The following is a 23,867-nucleotide window of genomic DNA, read 5'->3' on the forward strand; positions in this document are numbered from 1 at the left end:
AGGGTCCTGGGAGAGTAGGACGTCGCCAAGCAATGAAGAGCCTGTCGCATTACGCGGCAGGCTTTTTGTTTCTGCATAGTTATCAACGGTTCATCCACAACCTGAACAGCTGATCCACATTGGGATCAAGCTGCTTTTTTGTTTTGATATCCACATGTGAATAGTCACTCAATTACAACTTCTCTTTATTTTGTTGATGAAGTTGTGTATAAATCGTGAAAATCCCCTATTTTACGCATGATTTCGGTCTGGATAACTGAATAACCCCGTGGATAGACAACTTCCGCCTGCCAAATAGTTGCCGACTTCCCTCCTTATCCTGTTTATAAACCCCCTGCATTTGTTTAATAACAATATAGAGCCTTTAGCTTGCTCGACTTTAAGCGCACCGTTTATGCACAAATGTGAGTAGTCCGTGGATGAACGGCTTAAAAGACAGCTGCAGCTGCGCGTTAATGCGGAGGACTGTGTATAAATCGCATCCAACCGCACCATGCTAGATAATGGCGATAGTGTGATTGTTAAATTATCTGAAAATTGAAATTCCATGTATTGACCTTTCCTGATTTTTGCGTATAATAAAGTTAAAGTCAAAGAAAGTCAAAGTCAGTTGGGGCAGCATTTCCACAAATGCATCCACAGCTCATGTCGCCAGGAGGTTGGTAAATTTGCGTAACATTTCCGATCTCATCGAGCAGTACTTGAAGCAGATGTTGCAGGAAAGCCCGGAAGGCGCCGTTGAAATTCAACGCAATGAACTGGCAGACAAGTTTTCCTGCGTTCCGTCGCAGATCAACTATGTAATTAGTACCCGGTTCACTTTGGAGAAGGGATACATGGTTGAAAGCAAGCGCGGCGGCGGCGGTTATATCCGCATTCAGCGGGTAGATTTGCCGGCGCTTAAGACGATTCAATTCCATATCCATCAAACGATTGGCGATTGCGTCGAGCAAAGCGTGGCGGAGGGGCTGATTTATCAGATGGAGGAGGCAAGACTAATTACGAAACGGGAAGCGAACCTGCTTCGGGCCGCGGTTGACCGCGAGACCATTGCTGTCAAGCTGCCGCTTCGCGATGAGATCAGAGCCAGGTTATTACGCTCCATGCTGATATCTTTATTAGCCAAATAAGCGCCTGAGAAGGTTACACCGGAAGGGAGGGGATTCGGCTTGATTTGCCAAGAATGCGGCAAGAAGCCGGCAACGCTTCATTTTACGAAAATCGTGAACGGTGAAAAAACCGAATTTCACATCTGTGAATCCTGTGCGAGGGAACGGGGAGAAGGCATCCCCGGCGCTCCAAACGGGTTCTCTATTCACAGTCTGCTGTCGGGCCTTCTCGATTTTGATCCGAGCAGCACTAACGGCGTGAACAGCGCCAAGCAACAGCAGATGATCCGCTGCGACAACTGCGGGTTAACGTATACGCAATTCAGCAAAATCGGCAGGTTCGGCTGCAGCAACTGCTACCGTCAATTTACCGAGAAGTTAGATCCTCTGCTGAAACGTGTACATGGCAATACGGTCCATGTCGGTAAAATACCGAAGCGTTCCGGCGGCCAAATTCAGTACAAGCGAGAGATTGAGCAATTGCGGCGGGATTTGCAAAGCCGCATCGAACGAGAAGAATTTGAAAGCGCGGCTCAGATTCGTGATCGAATCCGCGAGCTGGAGCGTAAAATAGTAGAACTGTAAGGCGCACGAAGGAGGTTTACTCTTGGCGAGTCATCGTTTCTCTGAGCAAGCGTTAAGCGATTGGATGAAGGGAGTTGGACCTGACTCGGATATCGTCATTAGCAGCCGAGTACGCATTGCGCGAAACTTGAGGCAGTTTCCATTCCCGATGCTTGCCACCAATCAGCAGTCGCTTGAGGTCATGAATCAGCTTACTGCAATAGGGCAATCCGGCAAGCTGGATCCGGTAGGACATTTCGAAACGATTATTTTATCGGAGCTAAGCGAGCTGGAAAGACGGGTATTGGTGGAGAAGCATCTGATTAGCCCTAATCTGGCTAACGAGTCACGCGGAGGGGCGATCATTCTAAGCGAGAACGAATCGGTCAGCATCATGATCAACGAAGAGGATCATCTTCGTATTCAGTGCCTGTATCCGGGCTTTCAAGTCAAGGAGGCTTGGACGCTGGCGAATCAGATCGATGATATTTTCGAGGAAGAAACCAATTACGCGTTCGACGAGAAGAGAGGGTATTTAACCACTTGTCCGACGAATGTGGGAACGGGAATACGCGCATCGGTTATGATGCATTTGCCGGCGCTTGTGCTTACGCAGCAGATTAACCGAATTTTATCGGCTGTCACGCAGGTCGGCCTCGCTGTCCGGGGAATGTATGGCGAAGGCAGCGAAGCGCTGGGGAATCTGTTCCAGATATCGAATCAGATTACGCTGGGACAGACGGAAGGCGAAATCATCGATAATTTGCACGGGGTAGCCAAGCAGATTATCGAGCACGAGAGAGCAGCCCGCCAAAGGCTGATGTCCGAGTCACGGCTTCGAATTGAGGACCGGGTAAGACGCTCTTACGGCATTTTGTCTTATGCGGCGGTGATGGATTCCAAGGAATCCGCGCAGCGGCTGTCCGATGTAAGGCTAGGTGTCGATCTGGGGCTTCTGGATCACGTCACGAGCCAATCTTTGAATGAATTAATTGTAATGACGCAGCCCGGGTTTCTGCAGCAGACGTTCAACGAGAAGATGAGCGCCGATCAGCGGGATTACCGCAGGGCCGAATTAATCCGCAATCAATTGCGGAGTCAAACCGAGCATGGGGGTGCATGAAACATGATGTTTGGACGATTTACGGAGCGAGCGCAAAAGGTTCTTGCCTTGGCGCAGGAGGAAGCGGTTCGTCTTGGTCACAATAATATTGGTACGGAGCATATTTTGCTCGGCCTTATTCGCGAAGGGGAAGGCATTGCAGCGAAGGCATTAATCGGGCTTGGTCTTGGACTTGAGAAAATCCAGGACGAAGTGGAGGCTTTGATCGGTCGCGGTCAAGAGCAGCCTACTAACATTGCTTATACGCCTCGCGCGAAAAAAGTTATCGAGCTGTCGATGGACGAAGCAAGAAAGCTTGGCCATACGTACGTTGGCACGGAACATATCCTGCTTGGTCTGATTCGCGAAGGAGAAGGCGTAGCAGCCCGGGTTCTGAACAACCTTGGCATCAGCCTGAACAAAGCTCGCCAGCAAGTCCTGCAGCTTCTGGGCAGCAGCGAAGCGGTATCCAGCAGCCATGGCTCTCCATCCAATGTGAGCACGCCAACGCTGGACGGCTTAGCCCGTGACCTGACCGCTTATGCCCGCGAGGGTAATCTGGATCCGGTTATCGGCCGCAGCAAGGAAATCGAGCGCGTTATTCAAGTGCTCAGCCGCCGTACCAAGAACAATCCCGTTCTGATCGGTGAGCCGGGCGTAGGTAAAACCGCCATTGCCGAAGGTCTTGCCCAAAAGATCATCGCCAACGAAATTCCGGAGACACTGCGCGACAAACGCGTTATGACATTGGATATGGGCTCCGTTGTAGCCGGTACGAAGTATCGCGGCGAATTCGAAGACCGCTTGAAAAAAATCATGGATGAGATCCGCCAAGCCGGCAACATCATTCTGTTCATCGATGAGCTTCATACGCTGATCGGTGCAGGCGGCGCTGAAGGCGCGATTGACGCCTCCAATATTCTGAAGCCTGCGCTTGCCCGCGGCGAGCTGCAGTGCATCGGCGCAACAACGCTGGATGAGTACCGCAAATACATCGAGAAGGATGCCGCGCTGGAGCGCCGTTTCCAACCGATTACGGTCGACCAGCCGTCGCCGGAAGAGGCCATCCAAATTCTTCACGGCCTGCGTGACCGTTATGAGGCTCACCACCGCGTAAAAATTACGGATGATGCAATCGTGCAAGCCGTGAAGCTGTCCGATCGCTACATTACGGACCGGTTCCTGCCGGACAAAGCGATCGACCTGATCGACGAGGCGAGCTCGAAAGTGAGACTTAACTCGTATACGGTACCGCCTAATCTCAAACAGCTGGAGAACCGTCTGGAAGATATCCGCAAGGAGAAAGACGCGGCAGTTCAAAGCCAGGAATTCGAGAAAGCGGCAGCCCTTCGCGACACGGAGCAAAAAATCCGCGAAGAGCTTGACGTAACGAAGAACCAATGGAAAGAAAAACAAGGCCGCACCGATTCCGAGGTAACGCCTGAAGATATCGCGCAGGTTGTGGCAAGCTGGACGGGTATTCCGGTCAGCAAGCTGGCGGAGGAAGAAACCGAGCGTCTGCTCAAAATGGAAGACATTCTGCATGACCGCGTAATCGGCCAAGAAGATGCGGTTAAAGCGGTATCGAGAGCCATCCGCAGAGCGCGTGCAGGCCTCAAGGATCCGAAACGCCCAATCGGCTCGTTCATCTTCCTTGGTCCTACCGGGGTAGGTAAAACCGAGCTGGCCCGCGCGCTCGCGGAAGCGATGTTCGGCGACGAGAACGCGGTTATCCGCATCGATATGTCGGAGTACATGGAGAAACACTCCACGTCCCGTCTCGTCGGAGCGCCTCCGGGATATGTCGGCTACGAAGAAGGCGGTCAGTTAACCGAGAAAGTACGCCGCAAGCCGTATTCCGTTGTCTTGCTCGACGAAATCGAGAAGGCGCATCCGGAAGTTTTCAACATCCTGCTGCAAGTGCTGGAAGACGGCCGTCTGACCGATTCCAAAGGCAGAGTGGTTGACTTCCGCAACACGCTGATCATCATGACCTCGAACGTAGGCGCGGATCAAATCAAACGTAATTCTTCGCTTGGCTTTACAGCCGTGCAGGATTCGGGCCGCGAGTTCAACCAAATGAAGGATAAAGTGTTGGCTGAGCTGAAGAAAAGCTTCCGTCCGGAGTTCCTGAACCGGATCGACGAAACAATCGTGTTCCACTCGCTGGAGCAAGAGCATATCGCTCAGATCGTTACGCTGATGTCCGAGGAGCTTCGCAAACGGCTGCGCGAGCAAGAGGTGGACTTTATTCTCACCGATTCCGCAAAGGCATTCCTTGCGAAGGAGGGCTTTGATCCTCAATACGGTGCGCGTCCGCTGCGCCGTGCGATTCAGAAGCATATCGAAGACCGGATCTCCGAGGAGCTCTTGCTTGGCAAGATCCGCAAAGGCGATTCCTTCACGATCGACGAGAAGGACGGCGAGCTGACCGTAAACAAATCCGAAGCTGTCTCGGAAGAGCCGGCTGCAAAATAAGCAAGGATCAACCAGGCTGCCTGAGCGAGGACTTCCTCGCCGGGCAGCTTTTGTTTTATCCGATCTATTTGACAATGAGAATCATTATCGTATATGCTTGAAGCAATGATGTTTTAGCGATGAAGGTTTTAAACATAGAAGCTTCGGAAGATGGAGGGACTTGCGATGATCGTTGTAACGAATACGATAAAAGTAAAAAAAGGCCACGGGGAAGAGGTAGCGGAGCGGTTCGAGAAGACAAAGGGCATAGAGCAATCGGCTGGCTTTGTTCGCATGGAGGTTATGCTGACCGAAGGATTAGCCGACTACGATGAACTGAAGGTAAGCACGACCTGGGAGACCAAAGCTTCCTTCGAAGAATGGGTGAACAGCGATTCCTTCCGTCAGGCGCATGCCCATAGGGGGAATAAACAAGCGGATGGCGGTAAAGAAAAGGATGGGGAAGGCGAGCGTATTATGCTTGGCTCCCAGCTTACGACGCACCGGATTCTCGTATCCAAGGATGCTGCGGCAATCTCGTAACTTTTGCAGCTTATACTTTTGCATCATTTAACAAAAGCTTTCTTTATTCCGATGTTGGGATTAAGGAGGCTTTTTTTGCTGACTGGAACGTATTGGTCCGTACATAGTTTCGTAAGAAGGGGTTTATACCCTACGGATAAAATGGTAAACTTTAAAATGGTAACGCTTGTTAAAAGGAGCCTTGTATGGCAAAGATAAAGCTAAAGTTTGTATGTACTGAGTGCGGGACGGAATCGCCGAAATGGCTGGGGAAATGTCCGGGCTGCCAGTCTTGGAATACGATGGTGGAGGAAAAGGAGACCGTTATCAAAACACAAGGTGTCGGTCTTCGCATGGCTCAGACGAAAGAAAAGCCGCAATCCATCATACATATAGAAAGTGGGCAGGAACCGCGTATCGAAACACGGTTGCAGGAGCTTAACCGGGTGCTGGGCGGAGGCGTTGTGCCAGGCTCGCTCATTCTGGTTGGCGGAGATCCCGGAATCGGAAAATCCACGCTGCTGCTGCAAACCTCGCATGCATTGGCCTCCAAAGGGCTGAAGGTGCTGTATATTTCCGGAGAGGAATCCGTCCGGCAGACGCGTCTTCGCGCTGACCGGCTTGGCGCTCTAACGGAATCCCTTTTTGTCCTTTGCGAGACAAACATGGAGCAAATCAACGATGCGATTGAGTCGGTCCAGCCGGACTTTCTCGTGATCGACTCCATTCAGACGGTGTACGATCCAAATGTTCAGTCCGCTCCGGGCAGCGTAGCCCAGGTAAGGGAATGTACCGCTCACTTCATGCGGGTAGCGAAGATTAAAGGTATCGCTACCGTGCTTGTCGGGCATGTCACGAAAGAAGGCGCAATCGCGGGTCCTCGTCTGCTGGAACATATGGTCGACTGCGTACTTTATTTCGAAGGAGAACGGCATCATACTTACCGGCTGCTCCGGGCCGTCAAGAACCGGTTTGGTTCCACCAATGAAATCGGCATATTCGAAATGGGCGAAGAGGGTCTCCGCGAAGTGGCCAATCCGTCAGAGCTGTTCCTGTCGGAGCGCCCGCTTGGCGTATCCGGCTCTACGGTTGTAGCCAGCATGGAAGGAACCCGCCCCGTGCTGGTTGAGCTTCAGGCGCTTGTCGCAGCGACGAATTTCCCTTCGCCGCGGCGGATGTCCACAGGGATCGACCATCACCGGATGGCATTAATTATTGCGGTATTAGAGAAGCGGATCGGCATGTTTTTGCAGACGCAGGATGCCTATTTAAATGTAGCGGGCGGCGTGAAGCTGGATGAGCCGGCAGTTGACCTTGCCGCTGCCGTCTCGCTCGCATCAAGCTTTCGCGATGCGCCTACGCGCCCCTATGACGTTATCTTCGGCGAAGTAGGCCTGACGGGCGAGGTTCGCGCCGTATCCCGTGCCGAGCAGCGGGTGAAGGAAGCGGAGAAGCTTGGCTTTAAGCGGGTTATTATGCCGGAGAAAAGCTTAAAGGGCTGGAAGCCGCCGGAAGGCATCGAGATTATCGGCGTGAGTACGGTAGCAGAAGCGCTGTCCGCGGCACTTGGATAGGGGGCAAATGATGAAGGAACAAAGTCAGCTAGAAATTATGAACCAGCTTTTGCAATTAGTCGCACCAGGTACCCCGTTCCGTGACGGGCTTGATAATGTGCTTCGGGCCAAAACGGGTGCGCTGCTTGTTGTCGGGTACAGTCCCGAAGTAATGGAGGTCGTGGATGGCGGCTTTTCCATCAATTGCGATTTCTCGCCTAACTACTTGTATGAACTCGCCAAGATGGATGGAGCCATTATCCTGAGCGAGGATATGAAAAGGATCTTGTATGCGAATACGCAGCTTATCCCGAACAACTCGATTTCTTCGATCGAGACCGGTATCCGGCATCGTACGGCGGAGCGGGTAGCGAAGCAGACCGGCAAGCTTGTCGTATCGATCTCGCAGCGCCGGAATATCATTACGCTGTACCAAGGCAATTTGCGTTATTCGCTCAAAGAGATGGGCGTTATATTAACGAAGGCCAATCAGGCGATTCAAACGCTTGAGAAATATAAGGTCGTACTTAGCCAGTCGCTCACCAACCTGTCCGCGCTTGAATTCGAGGAGCTGGTGACGCTGCAGGAAGTGGCGCATGTCGTGCAGCGTGTGGAAATGGTGCTGCGCGTCAAAATGGAAATCAAACGTTATGTCACCGAGCTGGGTACGGAGGGCCGTCTTATCGCCATGCAGATGGAGGAGCTTGTTAACGGCGTTGACGAAGACGCCTGGTATCTGCTCAAGGATTATGCCAAGGATAATACAGACGACAAAATCCGCGAAATCCGTGCGGCGCTCAAAAAGCTAAGCGCGGAAGACCTGCTGGACGCACCTCCGATCATACGGCTTCTCGGCTACACGCATACCGCTGCCATGGTGGAGGAAGCGGTGTCGCCGCGAGGCTACAGGCTGCTCAATAAAATTCCTCGTCTTCCATTAATTATTATGAATAATTTAATTGAGCGCTTCGGCAGACTGCCTCATATTTTGATGGCAACCATTGATGAGCTTGACGAAGTGGACGGTATTGGAGAGGTTCGCGCGCGTGCCATCAAGGATGGTTTGAAGCGGATCCAGGAGCAGATGTTCATTGACAGACAAATTTAAATCTCATACAATGGATGGAATGTGTACCGTATTCCAAACATACATTAGTAAACGGTTTTAGGGCATAGTAGAGAAGAGGTGGAATAGATGATCACTAAGTCGATACCGAGCCTTCTCACGGTCGGAAACTTATTCTTAGGAATAGCCGCCATTATTCTCGTGTTTAATGAAAAGCCGGAAACAGCCGCGATGATGGTTATTATCGCAATGCTGCTTGATGGCGTGGACGGCCGTGTAGCACGTGCGCTGAACGCGCAAAGCGAGTTCGGCAAAGAGCTCGATTCGTTATCCGATGTGATCTCGTTCGGCGTGGCGCCGGCTTTTATTATGTATGTCGTTGCCTTTCAAGAGCTTAACCCGACCATTGCCTGGATTATTACCGCGCTGTTCCCGATCTGCGGAGCTTTGAGACTTGCGCGATTTAACGTGGTAGCCGGGAAACCGGGTTACTTTATCGGCCTTCCTATTCCTGCTGCGGGAGGCGTGTTGTGCACGCTTGCGCTGTTCCAGGATGATATTGCAGTTTCGGTCTTGTTAGCGAGCACCTTGGTACTGTCCTTGCTTATGGTTAGTACGATTAAATATCCGAATTTCAAGAAAATAGGCATCTCAAAGAAAGCCATCTGGGCCATTCCTTTTGTTGTGGCGTTGGCTGTTTTTCTTGGAATCCAATTCCCTGACCAGCTATCTAAAATTATCTTTGTACCTATGCTGTTATATGCGCTTTACGGTCTAAAAAAAAACGTTGACGGCCGCATGAAGAAACGCGTCCGCAAACGCCGCGGCAAAGATGCACAGGATGAGAACGTGCAGTCCGAGACGACAGCATAAAAATGCCCCACAAAGTGAAGCAAATGCTCTGGAGCGTACTCCGAGTACTTTGCGGGGGCCCCGGTGTGAAAACCGGATAAACCTAGAGAATAAAAAGAAGGAGCTGTTCCCTGCACTCGTCATGAACGAGGCAAGGAGCAGCTCCTTTTTTTTTGCTTATTACGTTAAATTAAACAATCCGAGAGTAGAACATTTATCGTATTCCTTGGCGACAACTTCGTCTAATTGAATATCAAGCAGATTGCACATGGCGGTCATGTAGAACAGATTCCGTCCGAGCTCGGATTTGAGCACGTCGCGGCAGGATTCGCATACATGGCCTGAGATATGGCTCTGAAGCGTAGATTTGGCACTCTCGAGATTCGGTTCGTCTGCATACTCTTGCTTGCGCGCATTGAGTTCAATACAACCACAGTCCGTTACGGCCTTCGTTACCGCTCGGTTAACGGATGCGCCGGACTGACCAAACTTGGACATGACGTCCAGCAGGCTTCGATGTCTAAGCAATAGTTCGGATACTTGCTGCTGGAATTGTTCCAGTGTAGGAGCACTCATCGATTCCACCTCTTTCATCAGCTTCATCTGCTATAACTGCTAATTCCATTATAAGCATACCTTGCCATCATTTCAAAATGAAAAATCATTCACGAACCGCCGTTTAGCCCGTCCATTATTGGAACATAATTGTAATGGAGGTGGTATTTATGATGAAACGAATTATTCAAATGGCCGGTCTATTATTTGGAGGATTGGCTGGGCTCGAAGTAGAAGGCAGAACGAATAGCATAGAAGGCTGGACGCAATCGTCGCTTGGTATTTGGCAAGGAACTAGCATGTATTATTTCGCGATTGGGGCACTTTTTGGACTTCTTGTTGCGAGCATGGCTGCGGGGCGAATCATTAAGTTTATGCAGCGCGGTATTGATCAAACGGCCGAGATGCCGATGAAGGATCTGCTGGCCGGCGGCGGCGGGCTTATCGCGGGATTGTTCTTGTCCGCGCTTTTGTACCCGGCGGTAGCTAAGCTTGGTGGGCCGGGGCTGTTGATTCCGGCAGTGATGTCTCTTTTCTTCGGTTACTTGGGGCTTCGAATCGGACTTGGGAAGAAGGACGAGCTTGCCGCAGCCGCATCGGCGATGCTCGAGCAGCGCAAGGCAGTTCCGGTGGCAGACGAAGTGGGCGGCTTTGAAGAACATAAAATTTTGGACACCAGCGTCATTATCGACGGACGGATTGCGGATATCTGCAAGACCGGATTTATCGAAGGCACTCTCGTGATTCCGGAATTCGTGCTGGAGGAGCTGCAGCATATCGCGGATTCTTCGGATCTGCTGAAGCGTAACCGGGGACGCCGCGGACTCGATATTTTGAACAAAATCCAAAAGGAATTAGATGTTCGGGTGCTTATCTACGAAGGAGACTTTGAAGAAATAAGCGAGGTAGACAGCAAATTGGTCAAGCTGGCGAAAGCCCTTAAAGGCAAGGTCGTTACCAATGACTTCAACCTGAACAAGGTATGCGAGCTTCAAGGCGTATCGGTACTGAACATTAATGACTTGGCTAATGCAGTGAAGCCCGTCGTCCTGCCCGGTGAAGAAATTATCGTACAAGTTATCAAGGACGGCAAAGAGCATGGACAAGGCGTCGCCTATCTGGACGACGGCACGATGATCGTTGTGGAGGGCGGACGCGATTATATCGGCACCACGATGGAAGTTCTCGTAACGAGCGTTCTGCAGACATCGGCAGGCCGAATGATATTTGCGAAGCCGAAGCTGTTGGAAAAAGCGCTGTAACCTTGTATAGTAGGGAGTAGTTGTTTATACGTACGAGGGAGATTAGGCGATGAATGCACATTGGGGAGCGGTTGTCGTTGCGGCCGGGCGCGGCTCGCGGATGGGAAGCAAAGAAAGCAAGCAGTATTTGCCGCTGCACGGAAAGCCGATTCTCGTGCATACGCTGGAATTGTTCCAAGCGATGGACGAGATTACAGATATAGCGCTTGTGGTTGGCGCGGATGACGTGGAACGCTGCACCGGGCTTGTAGAAGAGTACAAGCTTGGCAAGGTAACGGCCGTGGTAGCCGGGGGAAGCGAGCGCCAGCATTCGGTCTTCGCGGGGATCAAGGCGTTGTCGCCGGCCGCCGAATGGGTGATGGTGCATGACGGCGTGCGGCCGCTTGTTACGCAGAAGGCGATACGCGCCTGCTGCGAGAAAGCCGAGCAGAGCGGCGCAGCCGTCTTGGCCGTACCGGTCAAGGACACAATCAAACAGGTAGACGACACGGGTCTGATCGTTTCAACGCCGGACCGCCGAAGCTTGTGGGCGATACAAACGCCGCAAGCTTTTCGTCGTGATTTGCTGACCGCAGCGCATGAGCGCGCGGCGGAGGAGCATTTTCTCGGTACGGACGATGCCATGGTGGTGGAGCGGACAGGCGCGCCCGTCGTTATTGCGGAAGGCGATTACACGAATATTAAGATTACAACGCCTGATGATCTGCCCTGGGCAGAATTTTTGTTAGAGAAACAGAGGAGAGAGGAGAACAAACAATGATTCGAGTAGGACAAGGCTTTGACGTACATCAGCTGGTGGAGGGCCGTCCCTGCATTATCGGGGGCGTAACGATTCCTTACGAGAAGGGGCTGCTGGGCCATTCCGACGCGGATGTGCTGCTTCATGCGATCTCCGATGCCATTCTGGGGGCGCTAGGACTTGGCGATATCGGCAAGCACTTCCCGGACACTTCCGAGGAATTCAAGGATGCCGACAGCCTGAAGCTGCTTGAGCAGGTGTGGGCGCTGGCCAAGGAGCGGGGCTACAAACTTGGCAACTGCGATTCGACGATTATTGCCCAACGTCCGAAGATGGCGCCCTACATCCCGCAGATGGCGGAGATTATCGCCCGCGCGCTGGAAGCGGACATCGAGCAGGTGAACGTGAAGGCGACGACGACCGAGCAGCTTGGTTTTACCGGCAGAGGCGAAGGAATTGCCTCCCAATCGGTTGTCTGCTTGATCCAGGATGTTATAATCAAGTAATGGTTTAGTTATACGAGAGGGGTTATTAGCGATGACACAAGAAGTGAGAGTCCGTTATGCACCGTCCCCGACGGGTCATTTACATATCGGTAATGCCAGAACGGCCTTATTTAATTATTTGTACGCGCGCAGCCAAGGCGGCAAATTTATTATCCGCATTGAAGATACCGACGTGAAACGGAACGTGGCGGGCGGGGAAGAAAGCCAGCTGAAGTACTTGAAATGGCTTGGCATCGACTGGGATGAGAGCATTGACATCGGTGGAGGCTACGGCCCATACCGTCAAACCGAGCGTCTTGATATTTATAAGGAATACTGGCAGGACCTGATTGACCGCGGCCTTGCTTACCGCTGCTATTGCACGGAAGAAGAGCTGGAGCAGGAGCGGGAAGAGCAGATGAGCCGCGGCGAGACGCCTCGTTACTCCGGACGCCACCGCAATCTGACGGAGGAGCAGCGCCAGGCGTTTGAAGCGGAAGGCCGCGTAGCCAGCGTTCGTTTCCGCGTGCCGGAGGGCAAAACCTTCGCTTGGGACGATATGGTTAAAGGCTCGATCAGCTTCGATACGGCGGAGATGGGCGACTTCGTAATCGTGAAAAAGGACGGCATTCCGACTTACAATTTCGCCGTTGTCATCGACGATTATCTGATGAAAATCAGCCACGTGCTGCGCGGCGAGGATCATATCTCGAACACACCGCGCCAGCTGATGATTTACGAAGCGCTGGGCTGGGAAGCTCCTAAGTTCGCTCATATGACGCTGATCGTCAACGAGAGCCGCAAGAAGCTCAGCAAACGCGACGAGTCGATCATCCAGTTCATCGAGCAATACGACGATCTCGGCTATCTGCCGGAAGCGTTGTTCAACTTTATTGCTTTGCTTGGCTGGTCGCCGGAAGGCGAGCAGGAGATTTTTACGCATGACGAGCTGGTTAACGTATTTACGGCCGAACGTCTGAGCAAGAGCCCTGCCGTATTCGATACGCAGAAGCTGAGCTGGATGAATGGCGAATACATGAAAAAGATCGACATCGAGCGTCTTGTCGACCTTTGCTTGCCGCATCTGCAAAAGGCTGGCCGCGTAGGCGAACAGTTGGATGCCGTTGACCGTGAATGGGTGTCGGCGCTTGCCGCCCTCTATCAAGAGAAGCTCCGCGCAGCATCGGACATCGTTGAGCTTACGGAGCTGTTCTTCCGCGATACGGTTGAGGATGAAGAGGAAGCCAAGGCTGTGCTTGCCGAGGAACAGGTCACGGCTGTCTTGACGGCGTTCCTTGCCAAGATCGAAGCTAGCGAAGCTTCGGCCTTTACCGTTGACGGCATTAAAGACTGGATCAAAGCGGTTCAGAAGGAAACGGGCTTCAAAGGCAAGCAGCTGTTTATGCCTATTCGCGCTGCGCTTACGGGCCAGACGCATGGCTCTGACCTGAACCAATCGATCGCCTTGCTTGGCCGCGATAAAGTGATTAACCGCCTTAAGAACCGTCTGGGCTAAGCATTGCCGGGGCGGACAAGGTTGACAAGCGGTGTCATAAATTCCTTGTCACCCTTACGGGGATTCGCTATACTGTTACTAATTACAATTCGATGACTTAAAAAGCCATGAACAGGAAAAGTACGTTTTGCCGGATTTGCAGAGAGGACAATCAGCATTTGCCTATAGCCAAGCTAGTTGGCATGTAGGAATGCGGGCTGCGAGTTGTCTAGTTCGGGGGGCGGAAAATTGCACCTGGGAGCTTTGTTCCGATCCGTAATCCTACCGCTTCGTATACCGGAGCCGGCGGCGCGGGGTAGGCAGCAACGTATCAGCCAACGTTACAGGCTTTAAGACGGACAGCCGGATTAGGCTGGGCTTAAGCTCGTTATTGAGCCGCAGTCCTTTAATCGGGTCGTTCAAGCAGAGTGGAACCGCGACGTTACACGCCCGCCTCTGCAGCATTTCAAATGCTGCGGAGGCTTTTTTATTTTCAGGCATTGATTAGCTTGGCCTTAGCTTTGTTTTTGTTGCGGGGGGCCGCAGCGCAGGGGAGAGGAGACACGCATGTTTCGCCATATTAGATCAGACATTAAGGCAGTATTTGAGAACGACCCGGCAGCTCGAAGCCGGTTTGAGGTTGTCTTTACGTATTCGGGTCTGCATGCGATATGGGCTCACCGGGTTGCGAATAAATTTTTCCGCGGAGGATGGTTTACGATTGCGCGGATCATCTCGCAGTTCAGCCGTTTTATGACGGGCATCGAGATCCACCCGGGAGCAACGATCGGCGAGCGGTTGTTCATCGACCACGGAATGGGTATAGTGATTGGAGAAACATGCGAGATCGGCGATGATGTCGTTATTTATCAAGGCGTAACGCTTGGAGGAACCGGCAAGGAAAAAGGCAAACGCCATCCTACCATCGGCAACAATGTCGTTATCGGTTCAGGTGCGAAAGTATTAGGCTCGTTCCGTGTTGGCGATAATTCGAATATCGGATCGAATGCCGTTGTCCTGCGCGAGGTGCCCGACAACTGTACCGTCGTAGGCAATCCGGGGCGTGTCGTCAGACGCAATGGCGAACGGGTCGGAGACCGGCTTGATCATAAGCAGCTGCCGGACCCCGTCATTGAGATGTTCCGCGAAATGCAAAAGGAAATCGAAAGTTTAAAGGCCGAGGTCGAGAGGCTTCGCGAGCCAGTAGCTGGAGGAGAAACGAGATCATGAACGTTCAAATTTATAATACGCTGACACGAGCAAAGGAAGCATTCGTCCCGCAGGAACCGGGAAAAGTAAAAATGTACGTCTGCGGACCAACGGTTTATGACTATATTCATATCGGCAACGCCCGCCCGGTTATTTTCTTCGATGTGGTGCGCCGTTACCTGGAGTACGTCGGTTATGACGTGAACTACATCGTGAATTTCACGGACGTAGACGACAAGCTGATCAAAAAAGCGGAGCAATCGGGACTGACGGTTCCGGAGGTTGCCGATAAATTCATTAACGCGTTTAACGAGGATATCGCTTCGCTGGGTGTGCACAAGGCAACGTTGAACCCGCGCGTTACCGAGCATATTCCGGCGATCGTTGCGTTTATTCAAGGCCTTGTCGACACAGGCTATGCTTATGCAAGTGAAGGAGACGTGTATTACCGTACCTCGAAATTCGAGGAATACGGCAAGCTGTCGCACCAGAATCTGGAGGAGCTGCAGTTCGGTATCCGGATCGAGGTTGGCGAGCGCAAGGAGAATCCTCAGGACTTCGTGCTCTGGAAAGGCGCAAAGCCTGGCGAAATCAACTGGGAAAGCCCATGGGGACCGGGACGTCCGGGCTGGCATATCGAGTGCTCGGCGATGGCGCGCGAATATTTGGGCGATACGCTTGATATTCACGGCGGCGGCCATGACCTGCAGTTCCCGCATCACGAGTGCGAGGTTGCCCAGTCCGAGGCATTGACCGGCAAGCAGCTTGCGAACTACTGGATGCATAATGGCTACATTCATATCAACAACGAGAAGATGTCCAAGTCGCTTGGCAACGGGATTACGGTTAACGAGCTGGTGAAGCGCGTGAAGCCGGCCGCTATCCGTTACTTTATTTTGTCGACGCATTACCGCAGCCCGCTTAACTTCACGGACGAGACCATCGCCCAAGCCGAGAACAGCGTGGAGCGGATTGCGAATTGCGCGTCTAATCTGAAGCATCGGCTTTCCGCGTTTGGCGGCCAGGCAGAGGGTGCGGCTCCAACGGAGCTTGAAGACAGAATCGCTCAGCTTAAGGCACAATTCGAAGCGAAAATGGGAGACGACTTCAATACGCCGGATGCGATTACCGCCGTATTCGAGCTGGTAACGGAAGCGAACCAGTACATGAACCGCGCGGACGCTTCGCCGGAGGGAATTGCCGCACTGCTGGCAGCTCTTGAAGGAATGAACACGGTGCTGGGTCTGCTGCCTGAAGCGGGTGCTGATGCCGAGCTTCTGGATGACGAGATCGATGCGCTTATCGTTGAGCGGACGGAAGCGCGCGCGGCGAAGAATTGGGCAAGAGCGGATGAAATCCGTAACCTGCTTACGGAAAAAGGCATTGCGTTAGAGGACACTCCGCAAGGGATTCGTTGGCGGCGCCTGTAGAACTCTGCCGCAAATCGATTGGAGGACGTGTCATATTGAATAGCAATGAACGGGAACATGCAAGCTTAGAGGAAGCGGGACAAGGGAATGGAGCGGGAGCGGGAGCGGGAGCGGGGCTTCTGTTCCACCGTCCGGCCAAGAAGACGCAGCTCATTAATCCGGTTGTGCTCGCTTACGTAGGAGACAGCGTATTCGAGCTGTTGGTCCGGCAGTATCTGGTGTCGCTGCCTAATCATAAATCGCATCATCTTCACAAGGAAGCGACCAAGATTGTATCGGCGAAGGCGCAGCGCAAGCTGCTGGAGAAATGGCAGCCGATGCTGACGGAAGAGGAAGCGGATATCGTTAGGCGCGGCCGCAATACGAAATCGGGGGCACCGCCTAAGAATGCGGACCCGGCCGATTACAGGCAGGCTACCGCGCTGGAATGCCTGGTCGGCTATTTGTACTATGAAGGACGAATCGAACGTCTGCATGAATTGTTTGAGGAAGCAGTCGCGCCGCAGCCGGAAGACTATCAGGAAGAGAAGGAGGGACAAGCGTGAGCGAACGATACAACCAAGAAGAAATGATTGCCGGCAAGCATCCCGTTATGGAGGCGCTTCGTTCCGGACGCGATATCAATAAGATTTGGATCGCCGAGGGCGCTCAGAAGAGCCTGACCCAGCCGATCGTGGCGGAAGCCAAGCAGCATGGGGTCATCGTGCAGTTTGTGGACAAGCGCAAGCTGGATACCATGGTGGAGGGCGTGCAGCATCAAGGCGTTGTTGCGCAGGCGGCGGCCTTTGCCTACGCGGAGATTGAGGATTTGCTGGCAAGAGCCCGCGAGCTGAACGAAACGCCGTTCCTGCTTATTCTCGACGAGATTGAGGACCCTCATAATCTGGGTTCCATTTTGCGGACGGCGGAATGTACCGGCGTCCATGGCGTTATTATTCCGAAACGCCGTTCGGTTGGTCTGACGGCAACGGTGCTGAAGACATCCGCTGGCGCGGCCGAGCATGTGCCTGTGGCGCGTGTGACGAACCTCGCCCAGACGATCGACCGTCTTAAGGAAGAAGGCGTGTGGGTAGCGGGTACGGACGTAAGCGCTCCGCAGGATGTATATAAGACGAAATTTGATCTGCCGCTTGCGATTGTTATCGGAAACGAAGGCAAAGGGATGGGCCGTTTGATCAAGGAGAAATGCGATTTCCTGGTCAAGCTGCCGATGCACGGCCGTCTTAACTCTTTGAACGCATCCGTGGCAGCGGGCGTTTTGATGTACGAAGTGGTCAGGCAGCGCCGGAGTGTATAGCCGATGAACCGGCGCAATGATATTTTGCTGGTGGACGGCTATAATATGATCGGCGCCTGGCCCATGCTTGAGAAGCTGAAGGAGATCGATTTGGAGGAAGCGCGGGACAAGCTGCTCGATATGCTGGCCGATTACCAAGGCTTCTCGGGCATGACGGTGTATGTTATTTTCGATGCCCATCAAGTGCCCGGACTTGGCGCGACTTACCGGCATCATAAGCTTACGATTGTCTATACGAAGGAGAAAGAAACGGCGGACGAATGCATTGAGCGGTTGGTTACGGAACTCACGGCCAGACGACGAAACGTATTTGTCGCCACCTCCGATCTTGTCGAACAGCATGTCGCTTTCGGCAAAGGAGCTCTCCGGCTGTCGGCTCGCGAGCTGCTTATCAACATTCAGCAGAATCGCAAGCAAATCGAGCTCACTTTGCGCGAGGACATACCGGTCAAGCGCAACACGCTCGACGGCAATCTCAGTCTCGAGGTGCGCACAAAGCTGGAGCGTCTTCGGCGCGGCGGCAAATAGTCCTCTTTTTTATCCATAAAATTACAGAATTTCTATTAAAACGACTCTACCCTAGCGGCAAATCGGTTGACGGTGTAAGATTACATAATGTATACTGGCTCTATATTTAGTGATGAGAACGGCGGTTTTATCGCTATTTTGTCTTGTTTAACTCGTTGTGGCAGGAAGCCATGGAGATAGGTTGCATATGAATCTAGCGGCGTACGCCTTGCAGGCCGGAGGGATAGTTCGTGAGCATCGACCTCAAAAAATGGAGTACGCTTGAGTATGACTGCAGTTCTGACGAGGATATCGTGGAAGCGGTTCGTAACGGCGACAGTCTGGCTCTTGAATATTTGATCAACAAATATAAGAACTTTGTCCGTGCAAAGGCGCGTTCTTACTTCCTAATCGGAGCCGACCGGGAAGATATCGTGCAGGAAGGCATGATCGGACTCTATAAATCTATCCGCGACTTTAAAGGGGACAAGCTTGCTAGCTTTAAAGCTTTTGCGGAATTATGTATTACACGGCAGATTATTACGGCGATAAAGACGGCTACCAGGCAGAAGCATATTCCGCTTAACTCTTATGTTTCCTTGGACAAGCCTATTTACGACGAAGATTCTGACCGTACTCTTCTCGATGTGATTTGCGGCACCAGGGTATCCGATCCGGAGGAGCTTATCATTAATCAGGAAGAATTTGTTGGTCTTGAAGACAAGATGTCGGAGATTCTGAGCGATCTGGAGCGTAAGGTGCTTATGCTCTATCTGGACGGCAGATCGTATCAGGAAATTGCCGTTGACCTCGACAGACATGTCAAATCGATTGACAATGCCCTGCAGCGCGTAAAGCGCAAACTTGAGCGTTACTTGGAAGTTCGGGATCTTAGCGGATAAGCTATTAATCTTATTAATCTTTATACGTGCTGAATTTGATGCGAGCTGTTCTCTCGTCCGGTTATCAGGCCGGAGGCGGAGGGCGGCTCGTTTTAAGTTTTAAAAGCAGGATTTGTGACGATAATGGTAGAGACGAGATTCCTGATGTCGCCATATTTCCATAATATTCGCTATGGCCCAGGCTATGTTTCCATTGACATTGGAATAGGCCGTGTGATAAATTGTTTTAGGTAGGCCTTGATGTGAGGCTTTGTTTTGTATTGGGGCCGAAGTTGCAACGTCATATACATATGGCGTTGTGAACCGTTATTTAGCAGTTCGGGAGGTGTAATTCAATGCGGGTAATAATCACGTTGGCATGCACAAACTGCAAACAGAGAAACTATGCGAGCAGCAAGAACAAACGCAATCACCCCGACCGCATCGAGTTGAAGAAGTTTTGCAAGTTTTGTAACGAGCAGACTCCTCATCGCGAGACGAGATAGTCATTGGAGGTGTTGACGTGGCATTTTTGGCTAAACTGAAGCAAAGCTTCGGAACAACGTTTAGTTTCTTTGCCGACAGCTGGGCAGAACTTAAAAAGGTTCGCTGGCCAAACCGTAAAGAGTTGACAAGCTATTCGATCGTCGTACTTCTAACGATCGCGTTTGTGACGATTTACTTTTGGCTTCTTGACATCGGGATCTCGTCTCTAGTTAATCTGATTGTTTAAGAAGGGCCCAAAGGTGGATTGGAATGGAAAAAAGATGGTATGTCGTACACACTTACGCCGGTTATGAGAACAAAGTGAAAGCCAATTTGGAGCGTCGCCTCGAATCGATGGGCATGGAAGATAAAATCTTTCGCGTTCTGGTTCCGATGGAAGAAGAAGTGGTAGAAAAGGACGGTAAGAAAAAGACCGTTCAACGCAAAGTCTACCCCGGCTACGTCCTCGTGGAGATGGTACAAACTGACGATTCATGGTATGTTGTTCGCAATACGCCGGGCGTCACAGGATTTGTAGGGTCAACGGGTTCCGGTTCCAAGCCAATCGCGCTTATGCCGGACGAAGTAGAACAAATTCTGAAGCACATGGGCATGGAAGAGCCTAAGCCGAAGATTGAATTCGACCTGAAGGAAACCGTGCGCGTAAAAGTAGGTCCTTTTGCGGATTTCGTTGGTACAGTGGAAGAAATTCTGCTCGACAAATCCAAGCTTAAGGTGCATGTCAACATGTTTGGCAGGGAGACCCCGCTTGAACTGGACTATACTCAAGTGGAGAAGATATAATACGATCTGGTTTCCGTAGTTTGGGATTACTTGTGTAAGGAGGTGTAAGTCATGGCAAAAAAGGTTATCAAAATGGTCAAACTGCAAGTTCCTGCAGGTAAAGCTAATCCGGCTCCGCCGATTGGTCCGGCACTTGGTCAAGCAGGCGTTAACATTATGGCGTTCTGTAAAGAATTCAATGCTCGTACTGCAGATCAAGCGGGATTGATTATCCCGGTTGTTATCACAGTGTTTGAAGACCGTTCCTTCACTTTCGAAACTAAAACTCCACCGGCAGCAGTATTGCTCCGCGTTGCAGCGGGTATCGAAAAAGGTTCCGGTGAACCAAACAAAAAGAAAGTTGCTACAGTGAAACGTGCGAAAGTTCGTGAAATCGCTGAGCAAAAAATGCCTGACCTGAATGCAGCTTCCGTCGAGGCAGCGATGCTTATGATTGAAGGTACTGCACGCAGCATGGGTGTTACTATCGTTGACTAATTGTGTGACTGGCCGCTTGCGGTCGGTTAACACGTGGGCGGCCGAACAGGCTTTGCCCGGCGAAGTGTACTGCTTCGTTTAAGTGGGAGGAGTCCCATAAGGGGAATTTTCCGCTACAACCACAAAGGAGGAAAACTCAAATGGCTAAACACGGCAAAAAGTATGTAGAAGCTGCTAAGCTGATTGACAGCGAAGCTACTTACGAGTCTTTGGAAGCAATCGAGCTTGTGAAGAAAGCCGCTACAGCAAAATTCGACGAGTCCGTTGAAGTAGCTGTGCGTCTGGGCGTTGACCCTCGTAAACAAGACCAAGCGGTTCGTGGCGTTGTTGTACTTCCGCATGGTACTGGTAAAACAAAACGTGTTCTGGTATTCGCGAAAGGCGATAAAGCAAAAGAAGCAGAAGCTGCTGGCGCTGATTTCGTTGGCGATTCCGACATGATCAACAAAATCCAACAAGGCTGGTTCGAATTCGACGTCTGCGTAGCAACGCCGGACATGATGGCTGAAGTTGGTAAACTGGGTCGTATCCTCGGCGGTAAAGGCCTTATGCCTAACCCTAAAGCGGGTACGGTAACATTCGACGTTACTAAAGCTGTTCAAGAAATCAAAGCTGGTAAAATCGAATACCGTCTTGATAAAGCAGGTCAAATCCATGCTCCAATCGGCAAGGTTTCCTTCGACGCAGAGAAACTTAACGAAAACCTTAAGTCTCTGATCGACGCTCTGAACCGTGCTAAACCGGCAGCAGCTAAAGGGGTTTACCTGAAAAACATCTCCGTTTCTTCGACAATGGGCCCTGGTGCTCGCGTCAACGTAGCGGCTTACCGCTAAGTTCAACGAGAACGGAATTAAATTCGAATACGCATACCGTAGACAGTAGGTGCCGCAAGGCTTAATTTCCTACCGAGGTGTTATGATAAATACAGCTTGCGCGTGATTAACTTCACGGCAGCGATATATCATGGCCTTCGCAGTCGCTGTGGAGGCCTTTCTCATGCACCCTAGGCAGAGGAAGCTTGTCTTATAAACGGGATGTACAACTATTACAGGAGGTGTACAGTTTGGCTAACGTTAAAATCATCCAAGAGAAACAACAAGCGGTTGAAGAAATCACAGCGAAGCTTCGTGAGAGCTCCAGCACTGTTGTTGCTGACTACCGCGGATTGAACGTTGCGCAAGTAACTGAACTTCGTAAGCAACTGCGCGAAGCAGGTGTTGAATTCCAAGTTCTGAAAAACTCGCTCGTTCGCCGTGCGACTGAAGCTGCGGAATTGTCCGATCTGAACAGCATTCTGGTTGGTCCTACAGCCATTGCTTTCAGCGTGAACGATGCTGTGGCACCAGCGAAAATCTTGAACGATTTCGCTAAAAAGAACGACGCTCTGAAACTTAAAGGCGGCGTTGTTGAAGGTAAAGTAGTAGGTGCGCAAGAGATTAAAGCACTGGCGGAACTTCCGTCCCGCGAAGGCTTGCTCTCCATGCTCCTCAGCGTCCTGCAAGCTCCAATGCGCAACTTCGCGCTTGCGGTTAAAGCAGTCGGCGAGCAAAAAGAAGCACAAGCTTAAGTTAAACCGTCGTTTGTACGAACGAACCGCCGACCTTCCCCGGAAGGCGGCATAAAACCAAAAAAAATCAACCACTTTCGGAGGTATAACCATGTCTAAAGAGCAAATCTTGGAAGCAATCAAAGTTATGACTGTTCTTGAACTGAACGATCTCGTTAAAGCAATCGAAGAAGAATTCGGCGTTACAGCTGCTGCACCAGTAGCAGTAGTAGCAGGCGGCGCAGCAGAAGTTGCTGAGCAAACTGAATTCGACGTTATCCTTAACAACGCTGGCGCTTCCAAAATCAACGTAATCAAAGTGGTTCGCGAAATCACTGGTCTGGGCCTGAAAGAAGCTAAAGACCTGGTTGACGGCGCTCCTAAACCAATCAAAGAAAAAGTTGGCAAAGAAGAAGCAGAAGCAGTTAAAGCTAAGCTTGAAGAAGCTGGCGCTGCTGTAGAAGTGAAGTAATTTCGCTTCAAGCTATAATAACGGGCCCCTTGAAACGTCACGTTTCAAGGGGTTCGTTGCATGTTCAAGACTTGCAGCTCAAGTGGCAGGAGGCCAAAAAGAATGTCGGACCACTATTACTCCCAAACGCCGGGAGTGAAGCATGATAGACAAGTACATGAAACAAAGCTTCGGGGATTCGCTCTGCGGTTTGTGACGGATGCTGGCGTATTCTCGAAATCCGGAGTCGATTATGGCAGCCGCGTGCTGCTGGATGCGCTCGTTCTTTCGCCAACTGCTAGAGTGCTTGATGTCGGGTGCGGTTACGGGCCCATCGGATTAACAGCGGCGAAGCTGGCGCCGGAGGGGCATGTAACCATGATCGACATTAATGAACGCGCGGTTGAGCTGTCTAAAGAGAACGCAAAGCTAAATGGCATTTCAAATGTTACGGTTATCCAAAGCGATATCTATGAATCGGTGAAGGATAATCGTTATGACGTGATTTTGACCAACCCTCCGATCAGGGCGGGGAAACAGGTTGTCCATCGTATTTTTGAAGAAGGGTACAATCTATTAAATCCCGGCGGCAAGATGTGGGTGGTCATTCAGAAGAAGCAAGGCGCGCCATCTGCGGAGGCCAAGCTGGAAGCGTTGTTTGGCGATGTGGAAGAGGTCACGAAGGACAAAGGCTACCGGATATTTTTAGCAACAAAATCTATGACTTGATTTTCTTGACTTGACTTTTCAGATATGGTAGTATTATAAAATGTCAGCATTAAATTGGGCTCAATCTCTTTAGCTAACTAAAATGTCAAGTGCGAATTTTGGCGCGGAATGCATATTTATTGCACATTTGACGTATAATGTTTACATTTTGGGCAAAATTACTTGATATGGAACCATCGCGCCGCGCTGCGTTTGGTTGGCTGCCGGAACACGCTCTTTTTTCGAACTATTCGATAAGGGCTTTTCTTTATTTAAAGTAGTGACGCAGTAGATATCGATGCTGTGAGAC

The 23,867-nt window shown here is 51.3% G+C and carries 27 protein-coding genes and 1 other annotated feature; of the genes, 26 read left to right on the top strand and 1 reads right to left on the bottom strand.

Translation table 11 applies throughout. The annotated features are described in order from the left end of the window. Window positions 1-668 precede the first annotated feature (668 nt). The 8 genes from CFI03_RS28965 to pssA all read left to right on the top strand — a co-directional run bounded on the left by CFI03_RS28965 (window position 669) and on the right by pssA (window position 9,246). Window positions 669-1,130 (top strand): CtsR family transcriptional regulator, encoded by a 462-nt coding sequence (locus tag CFI03_RS28965; RefSeq protein WP_127497435.1) that lies wholly within the window; start codon window positions 669-671, stop codon window positions 1,128-1,130. Window positions 1,131-1,169: 39 nt separating this feature from the next. After that, entirely contained in the window at window positions 1,170-1,694 is a 525-nt protein-coding gene (gene mcsA / locus CFI03_RS28970) for a protein-arginine kinase activator protein McsA (protein ID WP_127497437.1), read from the top strand. Between the two features lie 64 nt (window positions 1,695-1,758). Continuing rightward, window positions 1,759-2,796, top strand: coding sequence for a protein arginine kinase (gene mcsB / locus CFI03_RS28975; RefSeq protein ID WP_373312840.1), 1,038 nt, complete (start codon window positions 1,759-1,761; stop codon window positions 2,794-2,796). 3 nt (window positions 2,797-2,799) lie between these two features. Further along, window positions 2,800-5,253, top strand: a complete 2,454-nt coding sequence (clpC, locus tag CFI03_RS28980) for an ATP-dependent protease ATP-binding subunit ClpC (RefSeq protein ID WP_248762596.1) — start codon at window positions 2,800-2,802, stop codon at window positions 5,251-5,253. Between the two features lie 165 nt (window positions 5,254-5,418). After that, the gene (locus CFI03_RS28985; protein ID WP_248762597.1) at window positions 5,419-5,775 is read left to right on the top strand and encodes an antibiotic biosynthesis monooxygenase; all 357 of its coding nucleotides are present in this window, start codon (window positions 5,419-5,421) and stop codon (window positions 5,773-5,775) included. 185 nt (window positions 5,776-5,960) lie between these two features. Beyond that, a complete protein-coding gene (gene radA / locus CFI03_RS28990; RefSeq protein ID WP_127497445.1) occupies window positions 5,961-7,328 on the top strand; it encodes a DNA repair protein RadA in 1,368 nt (455 codons plus the stop codon). A gap of 10 nt (window positions 7,329-7,338) precedes the next feature. Next, window positions 7,339-8,415, top strand: coding sequence for a DNA integrity scanning diadenylate cyclase DisA (gene disA, locus CFI03_RS28995; protein WP_248762599.1), 1,077 nt, complete (start codon window positions 7,339-7,341; stop codon window positions 8,413-8,415). An 87-nt stretch (window positions 8,416-8,502) separates the two neighbouring features. Next, window positions 8,503-9,246, top strand: a complete 744-nt coding sequence (gene pssA / locus CFI03_RS29000; protein ID WP_127497448.1) for a CDP-diacylglycerol--serine O-phosphatidyltransferase — start codon at window positions 8,503-8,505, stop codon at window positions 9,244-9,246. 159 nt (window positions 9,247-9,405) lie between these two features. Here pssA and CFI03_RS29005 read toward each other — a convergent pair whose 3' ends face one another. Then, entirely contained in the window at window positions 9,406-9,801 is a 396-nt protein-coding gene (locus tag CFI03_RS29005; protein WP_127497450.1) for a nucleoside triphosphate pyrophosphohydrolase family protein, read from the bottom strand. Between the two features lie 149 nt (window positions 9,802-9,950). Here CFI03_RS29005 and CFI03_RS29010 point away from each other — a divergent pair, with 149 nt between their 5' ends. The 18 genes from CFI03_RS29010 to CFI03_RS29095 all read left to right on the top strand — a co-directional run bounded on the left by CFI03_RS29010 (window position 9,951) and on the right by CFI03_RS29095 (window position 23,578). Next, window positions 9,951-11,042: a PIN/TRAM domain-containing protein gene (locus tag CFI03_RS29010; protein ID WP_127497452.1), complete on the top strand. Its 1,092-nt coding sequence runs from the start codon at window positions 9,951-9,953 to the stop codon at window positions 11,040-11,042. A gap of 49 nt (window positions 11,043-11,091) precedes the next feature. After that, window positions 11,092-11,802 (top strand): 2-C-methyl-D-erythritol 4-phosphate cytidylyltransferase, encoded by a 711-nt coding sequence (ispD, locus tag CFI03_RS29015; RefSeq protein WP_248762600.1) that lies wholly within the window; start codon window positions 11,092-11,094, stop codon window positions 11,800-11,802. Further along, complete coding sequence (gene ispF, locus CFI03_RS29020; RefSeq protein WP_127497456.1) at window positions 11,799-12,287, top strand: 2-C-methyl-D-erythritol 2,4-cyclodiphosphate synthase; 489 nt, start codon at window positions 11,799-11,801, stop codon at window positions 12,285-12,287. The genes ispD and ispF overlap by 4 nt, the downstream gene beginning before the upstream one ends. Window positions 12,288-12,318: 31 nt before the next feature. Further along, complete coding sequence (gltX, locus tag CFI03_RS29025; protein WP_248762601.1) at window positions 12,319-13,782, top strand: glutamate--tRNA ligase; 1,464 nt, start codon at window positions 12,319-12,321, stop codon at window positions 13,780-13,782. Window positions 13,783-14,328: 546 nt separating this feature from the next. After that, window positions 14,329-14,991, top strand: coding sequence for a serine O-acetyltransferase (cysE, locus tag CFI03_RS29030; protein ID WP_248762602.1), 663 nt, complete (start codon window positions 14,329-14,331; stop codon window positions 14,989-14,991). Continuing rightward, a complete protein-coding gene (gene cysS / locus CFI03_RS29035; RefSeq protein ID WP_201008874.1) occupies window positions 14,988-16,400 on the top strand; it encodes a cysteine--tRNA ligase in 1,413 nt (470 codons plus the stop codon). The genes cysE and cysS overlap by 4 nt, the downstream gene beginning before the upstream one ends. Window positions 16,401-16,435: 35 nt before the next feature. Next, window positions 16,436-16,945, top strand: coding sequence for a Mini-ribonuclease 3 (locus CFI03_RS29040; RefSeq protein WP_248762603.1), 510 nt, complete (start codon window positions 16,436-16,438; stop codon window positions 16,943-16,945). A gap of 23 nt (window positions 16,946-16,968) precedes the next feature. After that, entirely contained in the window at window positions 16,969-17,697 is a 729-nt protein-coding gene (gene rlmB, locus CFI03_RS29045) for a 23S rRNA (guanosine(2251)-2'-O)-methyltransferase RlmB (protein ID WP_041614742.1), read from the top strand. 3 nt (window positions 17,698-17,700) lie between these two features. After that, window positions 17,701-18,225, top strand: a complete 525-nt coding sequence (locus CFI03_RS29050; protein WP_127497466.1) for an NYN domain-containing protein — start codon at window positions 17,701-17,703, stop codon at window positions 18,223-18,225. Between the two features lie 230 nt (window positions 18,226-18,455). Further along, window positions 18,456-19,106, top strand: a complete 651-nt coding sequence (gene sigH / locus CFI03_RS29055) for an RNA polymerase sporulation sigma factor SigH (RefSeq protein ID WP_015847243.1) — start codon at window positions 18,456-18,458, stop codon at window positions 19,104-19,106. Between the two features lie 335 nt (window positions 19,107-19,441). Beyond that, window positions 19,442-19,591 (top strand): 50S ribosomal protein L33, encoded by a 150-nt coding sequence (gene rpmG / locus CFI03_RS29060; protein WP_015847242.1) that lies wholly within the window; start codon window positions 19,442-19,444, stop codon window positions 19,589-19,591. A 17-nt stretch (window positions 19,592-19,608) separates the two neighbouring features. Then, on the top strand, window positions 19,609-19,818 hold the full coding sequence (gene secE / locus CFI03_RS29065) for a preprotein translocase subunit SecE (protein WP_015847241.1): 210 nt from the start codon (window positions 19,609-19,611) through the stop codon (window positions 19,816-19,818). A gap of 23 nt (window positions 19,819-19,841) precedes the next feature. Continuing rightward, window positions 19,842-20,375 carry a transcription termination/antitermination protein NusG gene (gene nusG / locus CFI03_RS29070; protein ID WP_015847240.1) on the top strand — a complete coding sequence of 178 codons (534 nt, stop codon included), beginning with the start codon at window positions 19,842-19,844 and terminating at the stop codon, window positions 20,373-20,375. 51 nt (window positions 20,376-20,426) lie between these two features. After that, entirely contained in the window at window positions 20,427-20,852 is a 426-nt protein-coding gene (gene rplK, locus CFI03_RS29075) for a 50S ribosomal protein L11 (protein ID WP_127497469.1), read from the top strand. Window positions 20,853-20,992: 140 nt separating this feature from the next. Beyond that, complete coding sequence (rplA, locus tag CFI03_RS29080; RefSeq protein WP_127497471.1) at window positions 20,993-21,685, top strand: 50S ribosomal protein L1; 693 nt, start codon at window positions 20,993-20,995, stop codon at window positions 21,683-21,685. A gap of 18 nt (window positions 21,686-21,703) precedes the next feature. Continuing rightward, window positions 21,704-21,856, top strand: a sequence feature (ribosomal protein L10 leader region). A gap of 59 nt (window positions 21,857-21,915) precedes the next feature. Beyond that, complete coding sequence (gene rplJ, locus CFI03_RS29085; RefSeq protein WP_015847237.1) at window positions 21,916-22,419, top strand: 50S ribosomal protein L10; 504 nt, start codon at window positions 21,916-21,918, stop codon at window positions 22,417-22,419. 91 nt (window positions 22,420-22,510) lie between these two features. Next, entirely contained in the window at window positions 22,511-22,870 is a 360-nt protein-coding gene (rplL, locus tag CFI03_RS29090; RefSeq protein ID WP_127497473.1) for a 50S ribosomal protein L7/L12, read from the top strand. Between the two features lie 102 nt (window positions 22,871-22,972). Further along, on the top strand, window positions 22,973-23,578 hold the full coding sequence (locus CFI03_RS29095) for a class I SAM-dependent methyltransferase (protein ID WP_127497475.1): 606 nt from the start codon (window positions 22,973-22,975) through the stop codon (window positions 23,576-23,578). Window positions 23,579-23,867: the final 289 nt, after the last annotated feature.

Source organism: Paenibacillus sp. ATY16, assembly GCF_003399985.2.
Classification (GTDB): domain Bacteria; phylum Bacillota; class Bacilli; order Paenibacillales; family Paenibacillaceae; genus Pristimantibacillus; species Pristimantibacillus glycanilyticus.